At 69.3% G+C, this 18,724-nt stretch carries 15 protein-coding genes and 1 tRNA gene; 11 read left to right on the top strand and 5 right to left on the bottom strand.

Annotated features, from left to right (window positions below; all coding sequences use genetic code 11):
* Nucleotides 1-22: 22 nt before the first annotated feature.
* Together ACFWNN_RS44205 and ACFWNN_RS44200 are read right to left on the bottom strand one after the other, a co-directional pair.
* Nucleotides 23-93 (bottom strand) — tRNA-Gln (locus tag ACFWNN_RS44205).
* An 88-nt stretch (nucleotides 94-181) separates the two neighbouring features.
* A complete protein-coding gene (locus tag ACFWNN_RS44200) occupies nucleotides 182-1,321 on the bottom strand; it encodes an alpha/beta hydrolase family protein (protein WP_382445958.1) in 1,140 nt (379 codons plus the stop codon).
* A gap of 117 nt (nucleotides 1,322-1,438) precedes the next feature.
* Between ACFWNN_RS44200 and ACFWNN_RS44195 the strand changes: the two genes are divergently transcribed.
* From ACFWNN_RS44195 to ACFWNN_RS44185, 3 genes are all read left to right on the top strand, one after another.
* Nucleotides 1,439-2,380, top strand: coding sequence for an acyl-CoA desaturase (locus ACFWNN_RS44195; protein ID WP_382445957.1), 942 nt, complete (start codon nucleotides 1,439-1,441; stop codon nucleotides 2,378-2,380).
* A gap of 33 nt (nucleotides 2,381-2,413) precedes the next feature.
* A complete protein-coding gene (locus ACFWNN_RS44190) occupies nucleotides 2,414-3,013 on the top strand; it encodes a TetR family transcriptional regulator (RefSeq protein WP_382445972.1) in 600 nt (199 codons plus the stop codon).
* A 115-nt stretch (nucleotides 3,014-3,128) separates the two neighbouring features.
* Nucleotides 3,129-3,590 carry a MarR family winged helix-turn-helix transcriptional regulator gene (locus ACFWNN_RS44185; RefSeq protein ID WP_382445956.1) on the top strand — a complete coding sequence of 154 codons (462 nt, stop codon included), beginning with the start codon at nucleotides 3,129-3,131 and terminating at the stop codon, nucleotides 3,588-3,590.
* Here the strand turns inward: ACFWNN_RS44185 and ACFWNN_RS44180 are convergent.
* Nucleotides 3,574-4,683 carry a PQQ-dependent sugar dehydrogenase gene (locus tag ACFWNN_RS44180; protein WP_382445955.1) on the bottom strand — a complete coding sequence of 370 codons (1,110 nt, stop codon included), beginning with the start codon at nucleotides 4,681-4,683 and terminating at the stop codon, nucleotides 3,574-3,576. The two genes, ACFWNN_RS44185 and ACFWNN_RS44180, sit on opposite strands and share 17 nt — an antisense overlap.
* 7 nt (nucleotides 4,684-4,690) lie before the next feature.
* The gene (locus ACFWNN_RS44175; protein WP_382445954.1) at nucleotides 4,691-5,218 is read right to left on the bottom strand and encodes a DUF4291 domain-containing protein; all 528 of its coding nucleotides are present in this window, start codon (nucleotides 5,216-5,218) and stop codon (nucleotides 4,691-4,693) included.
* Nucleotides 5,219-5,858: 640 nt separating this feature from the next.
* Between ACFWNN_RS44175 and mfd the strand changes: the two genes are divergently transcribed.
* From mfd to ACFWNN_RS44150, 5 genes are all read left to right on the top strand, one after another.
* A complete protein-coding gene (gene mfd / locus ACFWNN_RS44170) occupies nucleotides 5,859-9,410 on the top strand; it encodes a transcription-repair coupling factor (protein ID WP_382445953.1) in 3,552 nt (1,183 codons plus the stop codon).
* A gap of 14 nt (nucleotides 9,411-9,424) precedes the next feature.
* Nucleotides 9,425-10,366 carry a hypothetical protein gene (locus tag ACFWNN_RS44165; protein ID WP_382445952.1) on the top strand — a complete coding sequence of 314 codons (942 nt, stop codon included), beginning with the start codon at nucleotides 9,425-9,427 and terminating at the stop codon, nucleotides 10,364-10,366.
* On the top strand, nucleotides 10,363-11,283 hold the full coding sequence (locus ACFWNN_RS44160; RefSeq protein ID WP_382445951.1) for a MazG family protein: 921 nt from the start codon (nucleotides 10,363-10,365) through the stop codon (nucleotides 11,281-11,283). The genes ACFWNN_RS44165 and ACFWNN_RS44160 overlap by 4 nt, the downstream gene beginning before the upstream one ends.
* Before the next feature lie 29 nt (nucleotides 11,284-11,312).
* On the top strand, nucleotides 11,313-14,483 hold the full coding sequence (locus tag ACFWNN_RS44155; protein WP_382445950.1) for a S41 family peptidase: 3,171 nt from the start codon (nucleotides 11,313-11,315) through the stop codon (nucleotides 14,481-14,483).
* A 93-nt stretch (nucleotides 14,484-14,576) separates the two neighbouring features.
* On the top strand, nucleotides 14,577-15,290 hold the full coding sequence (locus tag ACFWNN_RS44150; protein ID WP_382445949.1) for a hypothetical protein: 714 nt from the start codon (nucleotides 14,577-14,579) through the stop codon (nucleotides 15,288-15,290).
* Between the two features lie 85 nt (nucleotides 15,291-15,375).
* Here ACFWNN_RS44150 and ACFWNN_RS44145 read toward each other — a convergent pair whose 3' ends face one another.
* On the bottom strand, nucleotides 15,376-16,194 hold the full coding sequence (locus tag ACFWNN_RS44145) for a lytic murein transglycosylase (RefSeq protein WP_382445948.1): 819 nt from the start codon (nucleotides 16,192-16,194) through the stop codon (nucleotides 15,376-15,378).
* 130 nt (nucleotides 16,195-16,324) lie between these two features.
* On the opposite strand from ACFWNN_RS44145, the gene efeU reads away from it, so the two are divergent.
* The 3 genes from efeU to ACFWNN_RS44130 all read left to right on the top strand — a co-directional run.
* Entirely contained in the window at nucleotides 16,325-17,149 is an 825-nt protein-coding gene (gene efeU, locus ACFWNN_RS44140; protein WP_382445971.1) for an iron uptake transporter permease EfeU, read from the top strand.
* Between the two features lie 14 nt (nucleotides 17,150-17,163).
* A complete protein-coding gene (efeO, locus tag ACFWNN_RS44135; protein ID WP_382445947.1) occupies nucleotides 17,164-18,282 on the top strand; it encodes an iron uptake system protein EfeO in 1,119 nt (372 codons plus the stop codon).
* A partial coding sequence (locus tag ACFWNN_RS44130) for a Dyp-type peroxidase domain-containing protein (RefSeq protein WP_382445946.1) occupies nucleotides 18,279-18,724 on the top strand: 446 nt, incomplete at its 3' end. The genes efeO and ACFWNN_RS44130, both read left to right, overlap by 4 nt.

The raw sequence follows: 18,724 nt of genomic DNA, 5'->3' as shown, positions 1-18,724 counted from the left end.
ACCCTGCGCTTTCAAGGTCCTGCTCCGCCACCAGGATTCGAACCTGGACCATCTGAACCAAAATCAGAGGTGCTGCCTTTACACCATGGCGGAACGGGCGAGCTCGCGCGCGCCCAGGGCACATGTTGTCACGAGTGGTCCTCTTCTTGTCCAACCACCACTCCACCGGCCCAGTTCAAGATCACGGCTTGGCGCCGACTGACCTGGTCAGGAAGTCCGCGAGCGTCGTTCGATACGTGTCCGTCGCCACATTCCACCCGGAGGTGTGGTCGGCGCCCGGGATCTCGACGTACTGCAGCGGCCACCCCAGCCCGCCCGCCGCGGTCGCGAGGTCGCGCGACGACTGGGCGGGCACCGTCTCGTCCGCCGAACCGTGGAAGACCAGCGTCGGGGGCTTGAGCGCGGGCGGGTTGCGGACGAGGTCGAACTTGTCGAAGTCGATGTCGGCGCGCCAGCCGGACACGAGCTCGGCGATCGGCGTGAGCCACGTCGGCACGCCCCGGTTGCTCGCCTGGAGGTCGAGCGTCTGCGTCCAGTTCGTGACGGGGGAGTCGAGCACGACCGCCTTGACGGACGCCGCGAGGCCGGACTGGGCGAGAGTCTGGCCGACGATCGCGCCGCCCATGGACCAGCCGTAGAGCACGATGTCGCGGGCGCCCTGGCTCTGCGCGTACCTGATCGCGGCCTCGACGTCGCGCCACTCGGTGTCGCCCAGGTGGTAGAGGCCGTCGGGCGAGGCGGGCGCGCCCTCGTCGTTGCGGTAGGTGATCAGCAGGACGGGCAGCCCGGCGTTGTGCAGCTGCGGCACGACCCGCAGCCCCTCCTCGCGCTTGGCGCCGCGCCCGTGGACGTTGATGACCCAGGTGTCCTTGTTGTCGGCGGGCACGAGCCACGCCGGCATGTCGCCGAGCTCGGTGGGCACCGCGACGTCGCTGTAGACCAGGCCCAGCGCCGTCTTCGGGTTGCCCTCGTAGACGGCGGTCTCGATGCGCACCCTGGTGCCGTCCGGGGGCGCGCTGCCCTCCAGCACCGGCCGTTCGACGCGTCCGTCCTTCGTGCTGGTGATCTCGCCGATCTTGGCCTGGCCGCCGGACCAGATGAGACCCAGCGTGCCCTGCTGGACCGTCGAGACCGACTCGGCCAGCACGACGGTCTGGCCCTCGTGGCTGATCGCCGTGTCCGGGTACCGCCCTGCCCAGCGGTCGGGTTCGAGCAGCTCGCCGCTGTAGTACCAGCCGATGCCGCCCAGAGCCGCTGTGACCAGCACGAGCAGGGAGAGCAGTGAGATGGCGGTGATCCGGATGATCTTGCGTCTGGCCATCTTCGAATGATGCCTTTTCCACCCCGGGTATGGCGAAACGAGGCGTGCCTAACCTACGCTTCCGTAAGTTACGGTTGCGTAGGTAAGTCGGTCCCCTCTCACCCCCAGAGGTTCCGGATGACTTCAACGATGAACGCGTCCACCGACCAGGGCCCCAAACCGCTGCTCGACGGCCGGCGAAGTCATGCCGAGCAGTCGGGTGTGTACGTGTTCGTCATCGTGCCGTTCCTGGCACTGCTCGCGGCCGTGCCGTTCGCCTGGGGCCGGGGCCTCGGGTGGGTCGACGTGGCCCTGTTCGTCGCCTTCTACTACCTCTCCGGCCTCGGCGTGACGATCGGCTACCACCGCTACTTCACGCACGGCTCGTTCAAGGCCAAGCGGCCGTTGAAGATCGCGCTGGCGATCGCGGGCTCGATGGCGTTGCAGGGGCCGGTGATCGACTGGGTGGCCGACCACCGGCGGCACCACGCGTTCTCCGACCGCGAGGGGGACCCGCACTCGCCGTGGCTGTTCGGCACGGGTCCGGCCGCGCTGGCCAAGGGCTTCTGGCACGCGCACATGGGGTGGCTGTTCGACCGCGACAAGACCAACCACAAGCGGTTCGCGCCGGACCTGATGGCCGACGAGGACCTCGTGCGCGTCGACAACCTCTTCTGGCTGTGGACGGTGATTTCGCTGGTGGCGCCCGCGGTGCTGGGCGGCTTGATCACGTGGTCGTGGTGGGGCGCCGTGACCGCGTTCTTCTGGGCGGGCCTGGTGCGCGTCGCGTTCCTGCACCACGTGACTTGGTCGGTGAACTCGATCTGCCACATGGTGGGCGACCGGCCGTTCGCCGCGCGCGACCGTTCCGCGAACGTGTGGGCGTTGGCGATCTTGTCGTTCGGCGAGTCGTGGCACAACCTGCACCACGCCGACCCGACGTCCGCGCGGCACGGCGTGAAGCGCGGCCAGATCGACATCTCGGCCCGCCTGATCTGGTTGTTCGAGAAGTTCGGCTGGGCGTGGAACGTCCGCTGGCCGAGTGAACAGCGCTTGGCCAGGATCACCGCGGCGAAGTGAGCTTTGTAGGCTGACTCGGTGACCAGGGTCAGGATGACGGGCAAGGAACGCCGCGAGCAGCTCCTCGACGTCTCCCGCGCCCTGTTCGCCGAGAAGGGCTTCGACGCGACCTCGATCGAGGAGATCGCGCACCGCGCGAGCGTGTCCAAGCCCGTCGTCTACGAGCACTTCGGCGGCAAGGAAGGCATCTACGCCGTCGTGGTCGACCGCGAGATGCAGCGCCTGATGGACCAGATCATGACGGCCCTGGACGGTGGCTCGCACCCCCGTGAGCTGCTCGAACAGGCCGCGTGCGCGTTGCTCGACTACATCGAGGGCTCGACGGACGGGTTCCGCATCCTGGTGCGCGACTCGCCCGTCGCGTCGTCCTCGGGGACGTTCTCCTCACTGCTGAACGACATCGCGTCGCAGGTCGAGCACATCCTCGGCGTGCACTTCGCCCGTCAGGGCTACGACCGCAAGCTGGCCGCGCTGTACGCGCAGGCGCTGGTCGGGATGGTGGCGCTGACCGGCCAGTGGTGGCTGGAGGCGCGCAAGCCGAAGAAGGACGAGGTGGCCGCGCACCTCGTGAACCTGGCCTGGAAGGGCCTGTCGGCGATGGACCACAAGCCCAAGCTGCGCTTCGGCCGCTGAGTGTCGTTGCCTGATGGTAAGCGCGCATAAGACCATGCCCGTGCGAGCGGGATTCTCGTTGTGCAAATTGCCGAATGCTGGGTCTGGGTTGAAACGGTTCAGGTGTGACGGAGCGATGTCACGGAGTGAGGGGCGTGAGGTGTCCGGGCCGTTCGTCGAGGGGTCGAACGGCCCGGAAACGCCGGGGTTCCTGCTGTGGCGCGTGACGCTGGGGTGGCAGCGCGCCATGCGTGTTTCCTTGGCCCCGTTCGGCCTCACCCACGTGCAGTACGTGCTGCTGTCGTCGTTGCGCCGGCTGGAGACCGGTGGACCGCCTTCTCAGCAACGCCTGGCCGAGCACGCCGGCACCGACCCGATGATGACCTCGCAGGTCGTGCGCCGGCTCGTCGCCCGGGGTGTGGTCTCGCGCGCCGTGGACCCCTCGGACGCGCGGGTGCACCTGTTGTCGCTCAGTCCTGACGGCGTGGCGCTGGTCGGTGCGGCAGGTGAGGCCGTCTCATCGGCCGACCGCGCCTATTTCGCCGCGCTCGGTTCTTCCTGCGATGACTTCGTCCGCGGACTTACGCGGCTCCTGTGAGCTTGAGCAGCTTGTCGTCGGTGCCGTTGGACGTCGTGACGTAGAGCGACCCGTCCGGAGCGGTGCGGGCGGCCCGCAGACGCCCGTACCTGTCGTTGAGCTCGTCGGGGATGGCGACGTTCTGCACCTTGCCCTGGTCGTCGAGGCTGAACAGCAGCAACTTCGACCCCTTGAGCGCCGTGATGGCCAGCTTGCCGTTCCAGAACGCGGCCTGGCAGATCGCCTCGGTCGGCGACCCGGACGACCACACCGCGGGCACGGCGTCGGGGAACCGCTGGAGGTCGGTCATGGGCACGTCCTCGTCGTACCCGCCCTGCGTGCCGCCCTTGGACGGGTCCCACCCGAAGTTGGCGCCCTTCTGCAGCAGGTTGACCTCGTCGTCGACGTCGGGCCCGTGCTCGCTGGAGAAGATCTGGTCCGTGCCGGGCCGGAACACCACACCCTGCACGTTGCGGTGCCCGAAGCTGTAGACCCGCCGCTCGTTGGCGTTGGTGCTCGTCGCGAACGGGTTGTCCTTCGCGCCCTCGCCGGTCTCGGGGTCGATCCTGAGCACCTTGCCGCCGAGACTGGTGCGGTCCTGCGGGTTGCGGCCCTGGGCGATGTCGCCGGTGGCCACGAACATGGTGCCGTCGGGGGCGATGGTCGGGCGGCACCCCGAGTGCCGGCCGCTCGGGTTGGACGGCATGCCGGTGAGCAGGTCCTTCGTCTTGGTCGCCTTGGTGCCGTCGAGCTTGAAGGTCGTGAGGCGGACGTCCCTGCTCGTGTTGTAGCAGACCGTGAAGCGCTGGTCGTCCGGGTGGATCGCCAGGCCCATGAGGCCGCCCTCGCCGCGCACCTGGATGTCGGTCAGGTCGACCTGGACCGGGGTGACCTGACCGTCCTTGACCAGCTTGATGCGGCCTGGGCGTTCGGTGACCAGCATGGAGCCGTCCGGGAGGAAGCCGATGTCCCAGGCGTGCTGGAAGCCGCCGGCCACCTCTTCGACCTTGAGGCCTTGTGGGGCCGGGGCTTGGGACGGCGCGTTGCCGCCTGGTGCCGGCGATGAACAGGCCGCTAGTCCTAGGGCCAACCCTGCTGCAACTAGTGCGCGCATGTCGTAACTATGCGTTTTGTGCCGTGGAGGTTCCGTAAGGCCGTTCGGGCGGCAGGAGCGCTCGGGCCGCGTCCAGGTCTCGGGCGCGGACCCGTTCGTGGATCTCGCGTGCCCGGTCGGTCACGTCGGTGATGCTCAGGGTCCAGTCGTGGACGTAGCGGTGGGCGGCTTCGCCGGTCAGGCCGATCTGGATGGACCGGTGGTCCAGGGCTTCGTGGTTGAGGCCGCGTTCCGGGTCCCACTGGACGCGTACCTGGGGTTTGCCGGGGATGCGGCTGCTGACGGCGTTGGCCACCGCCCAGTCGAAGCCTTCGCGGGTGATTCGGATGGCGAGGACGCGTTCCTGGCCCTCTTTGGTGGCGTAGCCGCAGCGGTACATCATCCAGAGGAAGGACGGCTTGATCCACGTCATCCGGGTCAGCTTGAAGGGCGGTACGAAGCGTTGGGCTTCGAGTGCCGGGTCGGCGATCGCCGGGGAGTAGGCCTGGTAGACCACGATGGACTGATCGTCGTAGTCAGCCCTGATTTCTTTCATGGTGGTCAGGGTGGCTGGTGGTGGTCGGGTTGGGCCAGCGGGTTTCTGTTGTGGCGGGGTTGGTTGCGTTCCTGGGTCCTGTCGCCTTGCGAGGGTGGTCCATCAGGCAGTGACGAAAGACCTGGGGTGTGCGATTGGGGCTTGACTTCGGGGCCCTTGCGAGGCGCTGGTCGGCCGGAAAAGGCCGGGCTGAAAAGCGCCCGGCCGATCCGCGAGGGATAGCACCTCGCACCCAAAGTCAAGCCCCAATCGCCATGAACGGCGTAACCGGCTCACGGTGTGGCATCAGCCCGTTCGGGCTCGCCTTCGGCATCGCGTGCCAGGCCTCGTAGGTGGTTGGCCTTGCGTTGACGGCTGTCCGGTTGGGTGCGCGCGCCTGGCCTGCGTGCGTGGTCGCCTTGCGTTGACGACTGCGGCTTCCTCGGAGTGTCAGACCCTCTGAGTACGTTGGGTCGCGGGGGAACCACCTTCCGAGGGAACCTCTGCGAGAGCCTGTCCAGGTGCCGGAGGCGCGCTCGAGCCACCCGATAAGGGGTCGCGGAACGAGCTAAGGTGGGTGGTGAGGCCCCTCGTCCCAGGCAGGGGTCTGTCCGGCGTTAGAACTTCGTCCGGCATTCCGCACTCGACCGGGGTTTCTCACATGCCGCTGCTCGGCCTGCTCGATGGTGTCCTGCCCGACAAAGCCCTCCGCACGTTGATCGACTCGGCCGGTGTGCCCGAGTTGGAGCTCGACGGGCCGCTGGCCGCGCGCCCGCTCGTCACGGCCGCGCTGTCCACCGCGAAGCCCGTGCTGGCGGTCACCGCCACCGGGCGGGAGGCCGAGGAGCTGACGAGTGTCCTGAAGGACCTCATCGGTCCGGACAAGGTCGCGTTCTTCCCCAGCTGGGAGACGTTGCCGCACGAGCGGCTCAGCCCTCGGGCCGACACGGTCGGCGCTCGGCTGCAGGTGTTGCACAGGCTCAAGCACCCCGCGGGCAACCCGATCAGGGTGCTGGTCACGACGGTGCGGAGCCTCATCCAGCCGATGGCGCCCGGGCTCGGGGACCTCAGGCCCGTGCACCTGAAGGTCGGCGAGGAGCAGGACTTCGTCGAGCTCGTGACGCGCCTGGCGGAGAACGCCTACAGCCGGGTGGACATGGTCGAGAAGCGCGGCGAGTACGCGACGCGGGGTGGGATTCTCGACATCTTCCCGCCCACGGCCGAGCACCCGTACCGCGTCGAGTTCTGGGGCGACGAGGTCAGCGAGATCCGGCCGTTCTCCGTGCAGGACCAGCGGTCGCTGCCCGAGGAGATCGGCGAGTTCGTCGCGCCGCCGTGCCGTGAGTTGTTGCTGACGGAGGACGTCAAGCAGCGTGCGGCCGCGCTGGCGGAGGAGCACCAGTCGGACGCGCACCTGGCCGAGATGCTGGAGAAGATCTCCGGCGGCATCGCGGTCGAGGGGATGGAAGCACTCATTCCCGCGCTGTGTCCCGGCGAGCTCCAGTTGCTGACCGAGGTCGTGGAACCCGGCACGCACGTGCTGCTGAACGACCCCGAGAAGATCCGGGCGCGGGCCGCGGACCTGGTGCGGACCGGGCAGGAGTTCCTCGAGGCGTCGTGGATGGCGGCGGCCGGTGGCGGGAAGGCTCCGATCGATCTCGGGCGCAGCGCGTACCAGGGGATCGGGGAGATCGCCGAGCAGGCCAAGGCGAACGACCGTCCCTGGTGGACGCTCAGCCAGCTCACCACGGACTCCCAGGACGTCGTGCACCTCGACGTGAAGCCCGTCGAGGCCTATCAGGGGGACGTCGAGCGGGCGTTCGCGGATCTGAAGGCGCACACGGCGTCCGGCGGCGCCGCCGTGCTGGTGGTGCCCGGTGCGGGTACGGCCCAGCGGGCCGAGGAACGGCTCAAGGAGGCCGAGGTCGCCGCGGTCTGCCTGGAAAGTCTCGACGAGGCCCCGAAGACCGGCATGGTCACGGTGGTGCGAGGGGCGCTCGAGGACGGGTTCGTGCTGCCCGACCTGGCGCTGGTGGTGCTCACCGAGACCGACCTGACCGGTGGGCGGGGCGGTACGTCCACCAAGGACATGCGCAAGATGCCGTCCAAGCGGCGCAACGCGGTGGACCCGTTGGCGCTCAAGGCCGGCGACTTCGTGGTGCACGAGCAGCACGGCATCGGCAAGTACGTGGAGATGGTGCAGCGGACGGTCGCCGGGGCCACGCGCGAGTACCTGGTGCTGGAGTACGCCAGCAGCAAACGAGGCCAGCCCGGCGACCGGTTGTTCGTGCCCACGGACCAGCTCGACGAGGTGAGCCGGTACGTCGGTGGCGAGCTGCCGACGCTCAACAAGCTCGGCGGCAGCGACTGGAAGAACACGAAGTCCAAGGCGCGCAAGGCGGTCAAGCAGATCGCGGCCGAGCTCGTGCAGCTCTACGCGGCACGCCAGAGCGCCCCCGGACACGCGTTCGCGAGCGACACGCCCTGGCAGCGGGAGCTGGAGGACGCGTTCGCGTTCACCGAGACGCAGGACCAGATGGCCGCGATCGACGAGGTCAAGGCCGACATGGAACGCGGCGTCCCGATGGACCGCGTCATCTGCGGTGACGTCGGCTACGGCAAGACGGAGATCGCCGTCCGCGCCGCCTTCAAGGCCGTGCAGGACGGCAAGCAGGTCGCCGTGCTGGTGCCGACGACGCTGCTCGCCCAGCAGCACCTCAACACGTTCGCCGAGCGCATGCGCCAGTTCCCGGTCAACGTCAAGGGACTCAGCCGGTTCACCGACGCGCAGGAGTCCGAGCAGACCGTCGCCGGCCTCGCGGAGGGCGAGGTCGACATCGTCATCGGCACGCACCGGCTGTTGCAGAAAACGGTGCGGTACAAGGACCTCGGCCTCGTGATCGTCGACGAGGAGCAGCGCTTCGGCGTCGAGCACAAGGAGCACATCAAGGCGCTCCGCACGCACGTCGACGTGCTCACGATGTCCGCGACGCCGATCCCGCGCACGCTGGAGATGTCGCTCGCGGGCATCCGCGAGATGTCCACGATCCTGACCCCGCCGGAGGAACGGCACCCGATCCTCACCTACGTCGGCGCGTACGACGACAAGCAGGTCGGTGCCGCGATCCGCCGCGAGCTGCTGCGCGACGGCCAGGTCTTCTTCGTGCACAACAGGGTCTCGTCCATCGAGAAGGCCGCGCGCCGCATCCGCGAGCTGGTCCCGGAGGCACGGGTCGTCACCGCGCACGGCCAGATGAACGAGGACAGGCTCGAAAAGATCATCCAGGGCTTCTGGGAACGCGAGTTCGACGTCCTCGTCTGCACCACGATCGTCGAGACCGGCCTGGACATCTCCAACGCCAACACGCTGATCGTCGAACGCGGCGACCTGCTCGGCCTCGCCCAGCTGCACCAGCTGCGCGGACGGGTCGGCCGCGGCCGTGAACGCGGGTACGCGTACTTCCTGTACCCGTCCGAGACGCCGCTGACCGAGACCGCGCACGACCGGCTCGCGACGATCGCGCAGAACACCGAGCTCGGCGCCGGCATGGCCGTCGCGATGAAGGACCTGGAGATCCGCGGCGCCGGCAACATCCTCGGCGCCGAGCAGTCCGGGCACATCGCGGGCGTCGGCTTCGACCTCTACGTCCGGCTGGTCGGCGAGGCCGTCGAGGCGTTCCGCAAGCACGCCGGGGCCGAGAGCGCGGAGGAAGAGGAACTCGCCGAGGTGCGGGTCGACCTCCCCGTCGACGCGCACATCCCGCACGAGTACGTCCCGGGCGAGCGGCTGCGGCTGGAGGCCTACCGCAAGATCGCGGCCGCGGCCGACGAGGCGGCGCTCCAGTCCGTCTGGGAAGAGTTGAAAGACCGGTACGGCACCCCGCCCGAGCCCGTCGAACGGCTGCTCGGCGTCGCCCGGCTGCGGCACGCCTGCCGTCGGCACGGGGTCACCGAGGTCATCGCGATGGGCCAGAACCTGCGGTTCGCGAAGCTCGAACTGCTGGACTCGCAGCTGGTCAGGCTGCGGCGGCTGTTCCCGAAGGCGGTCTACAAGCAGGCGATGGGCACGGTCACCGTGCCGCGTCCGACCGAGGGTGCGGCAGGCGGCCGAATGGGTGCACCGCAGCTGCGCGACCAGGAGCTGCTGGACTGGTGCGGTGCGTTCCTCGACTCACTCGCGGGGACTCCCGTGACCCCGGTCACCAAGGCGTGAGAGGGTAGGTCCTCGTGAGCACTGTTCTGAAGCGTTTCTCGCTGGTCGGTGTTGCCGTGGCGCTCCTGGCCACCGGTTGTGGCACCGAGCCTGCCAAGGCCGGTTCGGCCGCGATCGTCGGTAGCGAGACGATCGGCCTGCAGACCGTCCAGGACCGCACCGTGAAGGTGCTCAAGAAGGAGCCCGCGGCCCAGCAGATGCAGGACCAGGGCAAGCTGGACCAGGTGTCGAAGCTCGTCCTCGCCGACGAGATCACGCACCAGATCGCGGCCGCCGCGGCGCAGCGCGAGAACATCACGGTCGACGAGACCAAGGTGTACGACGCGATCAAGGAGAAGGGTGGCCCCGAGGCCGCCGCGAAGCAGAGCGAGCACGACGAGACCACGATCTACCGCCGTCAGCGCGACGTGCTGGTGATGGGGGAGCTCGCCCGCCGCAACCTCTCCACGCTCCAGGTCGAGATCGACTTCTTCCAGGTCCAGGACCCGAAGGAGGCCAAGGAGAAGGCCGCCGAGGTCGCCGCCGACTCCTCGAAGATGGCCCGGTTCGTCCAGGAGGCCCCGCGCACCGCCGGTGGCCAGCAGGCGTCGGGCACGAACCAGAAGGTCCGCGTCACCGAGAACCCGTCGCTGGTCCACACGATGCTGTGGGGCGTGAAGCCCGGCACCGTCGTCGCCTTCCCGGCCGACGAGCAGCAGTCGAGCTGGATGGTCGCGCTGGTCAAGCAGCGCAACACGGTCTCGCCGACGCCCGGCGAGGAGGACCTGATCGAGCGCATCGACCCGCAGCTGCTCGCGGCGTTCGGCCTGCGGATCGCGCAGTTCCTGACCGCGGACACGACCATCGAGGTCAACCCGCGCTACGGCGTGTGGGACCCGACCAACGCGCAGGTCGTCGGCAACGTCGGCGAGCGCGGCGGGTTCGTCGGTGTGAGCGCGACCAAGAACAAGTCTTGATCACCGTCGTCGTCCTCAGCGAGCGGCTCGGAGCCGTGCTGCCCGCTGCCGCCCTGCCCGCGTTGCGCACGGCCAAGGCCGTCTACGCGGGCGAGGGCGTGCCCCTGGAGTCCTGGGGCGCGCTGGGCGTGGACGGACCCGCACCGGCCGTTCCGGAGGACGGCACGGTGGTGATCACGACCTCGGCGGACGCCTACCCGGACGCCGAGGTGATCACGACGCCCGAGCCGCTGGGCGCGGGCCTGCTCGACGCGGCCGCCGTCATGCACCGGCTGCGGTCGCCGGGCGGCTGCCCGTGGGACGCCGAGCAGACGCACGACTCGTTGCGCCAGTACCTCGTCGAGGAGACCTTCGAGCTGCTGGAAGCGATCGAGGACGGCGACCGCGCGGCGATGCGCGAGGAGCTCGGCGACGTGCTGCTCCAGGTGCTCTTCCACGCCAGGGTCGCGGCCGAGGACGCCGACGACCCGTTCGACATCGACGCCGTGTCGGCCGAGTTGGTCGCGAAGCTCGTCGGCAGGCACCCGCACGTCTTCGAGGGCAACGACCCGGCCGTGACGGACGCGACCTCGCAGCAGCACCGCTGGGAGGAGCTCAAGCAGGTCGAGAAGAAGCGCGAGTCCAGTGTGGACGGTGTGGCGCTCGGCCAGCCGGCCGTGGCGCTGGCCGCGAAGCTCGTGCAGCGCACCAAACGCGCGGGCTTCCCCGTCGACCTGCTGCCGGAGGGCGACGACACGGGCACGACGTTGTTCGCCGTGACCGCGCTCGCCAAGCTCGCCGGCGAGGACCCCGAGACGGAACTGCGTCAGGTGGCCCGCCGTTTCGCCGCGAACGTCCGCGAAGCGGAAGCCAAGGCGCGGGCCGAAGGTGTCGAATCTCTTGCAGCAGAGGACTGGCGCCGCTTTTTGCCCTCCTGAAACGGCGGCGTTGGGCTAACGTCGATCTCGTGACTTACCTGCGGTATCCGCATCTGCGCGGTGACTTGGTGACGTTCGTGGCCGAGGACGACGTGTGGCTCGCGCCCGTCGACGGAGGCCGGGCCTGGCGCGCGTCCGCCGACCAGGTGCCGGCCCGCACGCCCCGGTTCTCCCCGGACGGCACGCATCTGGCGTGGGCCAGCGTGATCGACGGCGCCCCCGAGGTGCGCGTGGCTCCTGTGGACGGTGGCCCGGCCCGCCGATTGACGCACTGGGGCGTGACCCGCTCGGCCGTGTCCGGGTGGACGCCGGACGGGCGAGTGCTGGCGGTGACGACCACCGGCACGATGTCGCGCAACCGCAAGAGAGCACACGCCGTTCCGCTGGACGGCGGACCGTCGGAGGTGCTGCCGTACGGGTGGGTCAACGACGTCTCGTTCGGACCCGACGGCCAGGTCGTCACGTCCTCCAGCTACCTGCAGGAACCGTCGGCCTGGAAGCGGTACCGCGGTGGCACGGCGGGCAAGCTGTGGGTGGACGTGGAGGGGAACGGCGAGTTCGTCCGGATCCTCGACGAGCTGAAGTCGACGCTCGCCAACCCGATGTGGGTCGACGGGCGGATCGCGTTCCTGTCCGACCACGAGGGCGTCGGCAGCCTGTACTCCGTGCAGCCCGACGGCACCGACCTGCGCCGCCACTCCTCCGGGGAGTTCTACGCGCGCAACGCCTCCACCGACGGCTCGCGGGTGATCTTCCACCAGGCGGGCGAACTGTGGTTGCTCGAAGGCCTCGCCGAACTGCGCAAGCTCGACGTCAAGCTCGGCGGCCCGCGCACCGGCCTGCAACCGCGGCACGTCAAGGCTTCCGGCAACGTCGAGTCGTTCAGCGTCGACCACACCGGCCGAGCGTCGGCGGTCGAGATCCGCGGTTCGGTGCACTGGGTGACGCACCGCGACGGCCCCGTGCGCGTGCTGGCCGACCGTTCCGACGTCCGCGCGCGGCTGCCGAAGGTGCTCGGCGAGACCGGGCACGTGGTGTGGGTGACGGACGTCGAAGGTGAGGAGGCCCTGGAGATCGCGCCCGTCGGTGGCGTGGAGCCGGGCAACACGCCTCGCCGCGTCGCCTCCGGTGCGCTGGGCCGCGTGATGTCCATGGCCGCCGCGCCGGACGGCTCGCGCGTCGGTGTCGCGACGCACGACGGCCGGTTGTTGTTGGTGGACATCGCTTCCGGCGAGGTGCGGGAGGTCGTGTCCGGTGCCAACGCGCACATCACGAACCTCGCGTTCTCGCCCGACTCCGCGTGGCTCGCCTGGTCGCACCCCGGCCCGTCCCCGTTGCGGCACATCAAGATGGTGAACGCGGCGGACCTGTCCGTTGTGGACGCGACGCCGCTGCGGTTCGCCGACTTCGCGCCGACGTTCACCGAGGACGGCAAGTACCTCGCGTTCCTGTCGATCAGGACGTTCGACCCGATCTACGACGCGCACGTGTTCGACCTGTCGTTCCCGACCGGCTGCCGCCCGTACCTCGTGCCGCTGGCCGCGACCACGCCGTCGCCGTTCGCGCCGATGCACGGCGGTCGTCCCGTCGGCGACGAGGACAAGGACTCCGAGGACGACGACGAGAAGACCCCGGTGACGAAGGTCGATCTCGAAGGCCTCGCCGACCGCGTGGTGCCGGTGCCCGTCGCGGCCGCCGACTACGTGTCGCTGCGGGCGGCGAAGGGCGGCCTGCTGTGGCTGCGCCGCCCGTTGCTCGGCGTGCTCGGCGACAACCTGGCGTCTCCCGAGGCTCGGCCGCCGCGCACCGTGCTGGAGCGGTTCGACTTCACGAAGGTCAAGACCGAGGTGCTGTCGGACAGCGCGGAAGCGTTTGCGGTGTCCGGCGACGGCAAGCGGATGGTCGTCGAGGACCGCGGTGACCTGCGGGTCGTGCCGTCGGACAGCAAGGCGGACGAGGACTCGGCCGACTGCGTCGAGATCGACCTCGCGCGCGTGCGGCTCGTCGTCGACCCGGCGCAGGAGTGGGCCCAGATGTACGCCGAGAACGGTCGCCTGATGCGCGACCACTTCTGGCGCACCGACATGGGCGGCGTCGACTGGCAGGGCGAGCTCGACCGCTACCGGCCGCTGGTGGCCGAGGTGGGCAGCCACGACGACCTGGTCGACCTGCTGTGGGAGGTGCAGGGCGAGCTGGGCACCTCGCACGCGTACGTGTGGGGGTCCTCGCCCTCGGTGCCCGCCTCGCGCCGGCAGGGGTTGCTCGGCGCCGACCTGGCTCGCGTCGGCGACTCGTGGGTCGTCGAGCGCGTGATCCCCGGCGAGACCTCCGACCCGCACGCCCGGTCGCCGCTCTGTGCGCCCGGTGTGGCTGTGCGGGCCGGCGATGTGCTGGTGGCCGTGGACGGGCGTCCCGTCGGGCTCGCCGGCCCCGGAGCGTTGCTGGTGGGCACGGCAGGCAAGCCCGTCGAGCTGACCGTGCGGCCCGGTGGTGGTGGGGAGCTGCGTCGGGTCGTGGTGGTGCCTCTGGCTGACGAGGAGCCACTGCGCTATCACGACTGGGTCGCCAACCGCCGTGCGTTCACGCACGAGGCTTCCGGTGGTCGCGTCGGGTACCTGCACGTTCCCGACATGATGGGCGCCGGCTGGGCTCAGCTGCACCGCGACCTGCGGGTGGAGCTCTCCCGTGAGGCCCTGGTGCTGGACGTCCGGGAGAACGGCGGCGGGCACACGTCCCAGCTCGTGATCGAGAAGCTCGGCCGCAAGGTGATCGGCTGGTCCGTCGCCCGCGGGTACACGGCGTCCGAGTCCTACCCGCAGGACGCGCCTCGCGGTCCGGTGGTGGCGGTCGCCGACGAGTTCGCCGGTTCGGACGGCGACATCGTCAACGTGGCCATCAAGGAGCTCGGGATCGGGCCGGTCGTCGGCGTCCGCACCTGGGGTGGCGTCATCGGCATCGACATGATGTTCACGCTGGTCGACGGCACGATGGTCACCCAACCGAGGTACGCGTCCTACTTCGCCGGCCACGGCTGGGGCGTCGAGAACTACGGCGTCGACCCGGACATCGAGGTGGTCATGACGCCTGCCGACCGTGCTTCCGGTCGTGACCCGCAGCTGGAGAGGGCCGTTTCGCTGGCCCTCGAAACCCTTTCCTCTTCGCCGGCTGCTCACGCTCCGGAGTTGCCGCCGTTGTCGTGAACACCCCATCGTGTGACTAAAGAACTGTGACGGACTGTTCCATGTGGACGATCAACCAGATGGAACAGTCCTCACCGTTCGGGGGTGTGCTGGATGAGTCACCGTGAAGAGCCGCGCAGTGGGCGTGGATGCTTCGGGGCAGTGGTCGTCGTGCCGTTTCTGGCGCTGGGCGGCATGTTCGCGTTGATCGCGTTCACGGGTGGTGCCGCGGAGGCTCCGCTGGCCGCGCCTCCTTCCGTTCGGCCCACCTCGCAGTGGTGGACCGAGCCGTTCGAGACGGCGGTGTCGCTGTCCACGGTCACGGAGACCGTGGTCGCGGAGGGCGCGGTGCGCGAAGTCCGTGCTGCTGCAAGGGTTTCCACGTCCACCAGGGTGGTCGCCGGGACCACCGTCACCGAGACCGTCCGGATTCCGGCGTCCGCGGTGAAGCCCGGTGCCACCGGCCGGAACGAGCCCGGCGAGGTCGAGCCGGAGCCGCCTGCCGAGACCTCTTCCCCGGTGGTGACGACCTCTTCGGCCGTTGTGTCCAGTGTGGAGCCTCCGCCCGCGGCGACGCTTCCCGCGGAGAGTCCTGTCGGGACTCCCGTCGAGACGCCTGCCGTCACACCGCCGGCGGTCACGCCGCCGGTCGAGGTGCCGCCGTCCACGCCTCGGGCCGAAGATCCTGTGGTGCCGCCGGTGACGTCCACGCCGGTCGCTCCGCCCTGTGACCGGGCCGAGCCGCCTGTCGGTGATGAGCCGCCCGCTGACGTTGCGTCCCCCGCCGAGGAAACCTCCACGTCCGCCGCGCCCTCGGCAGGGGAGTGAGAGAGGGGGCTGGGACCGCGTTTCCGCCCGGTCCCAGCCCCCTCTGTTTCGCTTGGTCCGCAGGCGAAGTCAGACGCGTGCGGTGCTACTGCGGGATGCTCGCTCGTGCGTAGGCGTCGGCTCCGCTGAACACGTTCTGGCCGTACTCCACGGAGTTGTTGTACGCGAGCACCGCCTGCCACCAGCCCTGGCCCGTGCCCAGGTCCCGCGCTCCGCCTCCGCAGAGGTACCGAGCGGCGGTGAGGGCCGCGTCGTCGATGTTCTGCGGGTCCGCGGGCAGGCCGTCGCCGGCCGCGCGCTTGGCCCACTTGTTCCACGTGCCCGGGATGAACTGCATCGGGCCCACCGCGCGGTCCCACGTCGTGTCGCCGTCCAGGCGGCCGCCGTCGGTGTCGTGGATGGCCTTCACGCCCGGCCCGCCGTCCAGCGGGATGCCGATGATCGGGCGGGACGGGAGGCCGTTCTCCTGGAGCTTGGCGCCGTTGATGTTGCCGTGGTGCGACTCGATGCGGCCGATGCCCGCGAGGGTCGCCCAGCTGATCCGGCACGCCGGCGCCTCTTGCTGCATCGCCAGGTCCGCTGACGCGTAGGCGTGCAGCGCGCGGATCGGGATGTCGGTCTTGGAGGCGACGCGGGTCGCCCAGTCCTGGAGCGGGTTCGCCGTCTCGGTGGTGCCGGGGGAGGCCGCGCTGCCGGGGGCGGCGGCGCCCGGTTCCACCTCCTGGATGGGGACCAGGAACGGCGGTGGGCCGAGCGGGGCGGCCTCTCTGCGGTTGAGGGCGCCCAGGCCCCAGGCGCCTGCGGCGACCACGACTATCAGCAGCAGCACCAGGACGATGCGGCCGATGATGTTGCTCGAACGGTTGCGGCGGGCGGGTTCCTGGAGTGACGGCGGCGGGACCACGGCACCCAGGCTACGTGCTCCGCACGAGTGCTGACGGAGTGAAGCGTGATGAAACCGGCACTGTTGGCGGCTGGACAATCAGGTGAGGCTTACCTTAAATAAGGCCGACCTAATTCACGGAGGCGGCGGGATGTTGTTTGCCAATGGGCTGATCGGGCTGCGGGAAGGGCTTGAGGCAGCGCTCGTCGTCAGCATCCTCGTCGCATTTCTGGTTAAAACGGACAGAAGGTACGCGCTCAAGTGGGTCTGGGTCGGTGTCGCGACGGCGATGGTGCTGTCCGTGGCGGCCGGCGCGATCATCACGTTCAGTGCCGCCGGGATGACGTTTGAGCAGCAAGAGGCGTTCGGCGGGACGATGTCGATCATCGCGGTCGCGTTCGTCACGGGAATGATCTTCTGGATGCGCAAGGCCGCGAAGACGATCGCCAAAGAACTGCGCGGCAAAATGGACGAAGCGTTGCAAATCGGACCCTTCGCGATCATTCTCGTGTCCCTTTTGTCCGTCGGTCGGGAAGGGTTGGAGACGGCGGTCTTCTTCTATTCCTCGGTGCAGGCGGCGGGCGGCGGAACAACGCAACCGTTGATCGGGTTCGTGGCGGGCATCGCGGTTGCTGTGGGCATCGCCGCACTTCTGTACCAGGGCGCGATCCGGTTCGATCTTGGAAAGTTCTTCACGATCACCGGTGTGCTGCTCGTCTTCGTGGCGGCCGGGGTGCTCAGCTACGGGATCCACGACCTCCAGGAGGCCGCGATCCTGCCGGGGCTCAACACGCTGGCGTTCGACATCAGCGACGTGCTGCCGGAGGACTCCTGGTACGGCGCGCTGCTCAAGGGCTTCTTCAACTACTCGCAGCGGACGTCCGTGCTGCAGGCCATCGCGTGGGTCGCCTACGTGGTGGTGGTCCTGTCCCTGTTCCTCATCCGGCCGCGCCGTCGCGCCGCCGTGGCCAACTGATCTCTGGAGTAACCGTGCGCAAGGCAGCAGTCATCCTGGGTTCTCTCGCGGTGCTGGCGGCGTGCAGCAACGGCGGCACGACCGACGGCGCGAGCGGCACCATCGCGGTCGAGGCGAGTGACGACGCGTGCAAGGTCGCCAAGACCGAGGCCGCCACCGGCAACGTCACGTTCGAGGTGACCAACAAGGGCACCAAGGTGACCGAGTTCTACCTCTACGCCGAGGGCGACCGCATCCTCGGCGAGGTCGAGAACATCGGACCGGGCCTGAGCCGCAAGCTGATCGTCGAGGTCACCGAGTCCGGCAAGCTCCAGACCGCCTGCAAGCCCGGCATGAAGGGCGACGGCATCCGCGGCGACTTCACCGTCACCGGTGACGCCAAGAAGTCGACCGACGGCAACGCGTTGCTGGCCGAGGCGACCAAGAGCTACCAGCGCTACGTGAACTCGCAGGCCGACCAGCTGCTGGTGAAGACCGAGGAGTTCGTCAACGCCGTCAAGGTCAAGAAGGTCGAGGACGCCAAGGCGCTCTTCCCCGTCTCGCGCACCTACTGGGAACGCATCGAGCCCGTCGCGGAGAGCTTCGGCGACCTCGACCCCAAGATCGACGGCCGCGAGGACGTCATCGAGGAGGGCATGGCGTTCACCGGCTACCACCGCCTGGAGAAGGACCTGTGGACCTCGGGTCTGCAGGCCGACTCCGACAAGATCGCGGACGACCTGCTGACCGACGTCAAGGAGATCGTCTCCAAGGCCAAGAGCGTCGAGCTCACGCCCGTGCAGCTCGCGAACGGCGCCAAGGAACTGCTCGACGAGGTCGCCACCGGCAAGATCACCGGTGAGGAGGACCGCTACTCGCACACCGACCTGTGGGACTTCCGTGCCAACGTCGACGGCTCGCAGGCCGCGATCGCCGCGCTGCGCCCTGCCGTGGAGCAGAAGGACAAGGCGCTCGTGTCCACTTTGGATGCCAAGTTCAAGGCGCTGGACGAGGCGCTGGAGAAGCACCGCAACGGCGACGGCTTCAAGCTCTACACCGACCTGACGCAGGACGAGATCAAGGCGCTGGCCGAGGCCGTCGACGCGCTCGGCGAGCCGGTCAGCAAGGTCGCGGAAGTGGTGTCCGCCAAGTGACCGCAGGGGTTCCCCGGCGCAGGCTGCTCGGGTTCGCGGGCGCCGGTGTGGCGCTCGCGGGCGCGGGCGCCGCCGCCGGTGTGCTCGCGACCAAGGCGTCGCCCGAGGTGGAGAACGTCGCGGCGGCCAAGGTGCCGTTCCGCGGTGAGATCCAGGCCGGCATCACCACGCCCGCGCAGGACCACATGCACTTCGTCGCGCTGGACGTGAAGACGAAGAGCCGGGACGAGCTGGTCGCGCTGCTCAAGGAGTGGACCGTCGCCGCGGAACGGATGACGGCGGGCCAGGAGGCGGCGGAGAACGGCGCGGTCGGCGGCAACGCCGAGGCGCCGCCCAAGGACACCGGTGAGGCGCTCGACCTGCCCGCCTCGGCGTTGACGATCACCATCGGGTTCGGGCCGTCGCTGTTCGACGACCGGTTCGGGCTCGCGTCGAAGCGGCC

Origin of the sequence: Lentzea sp. NPDC058450 (assembly GCF_042721395.1) — a bacterium.
GTDB lineage: Bacteria > Actinomycetota > Actinomycetes > Mycobacteriales > Pseudonocardiaceae > Lentzea.
The sequence above is the reverse complement of the archived record's forward strand: the minus strand, read 5'-3'. Positions and strand labels throughout refer to the sequence as shown.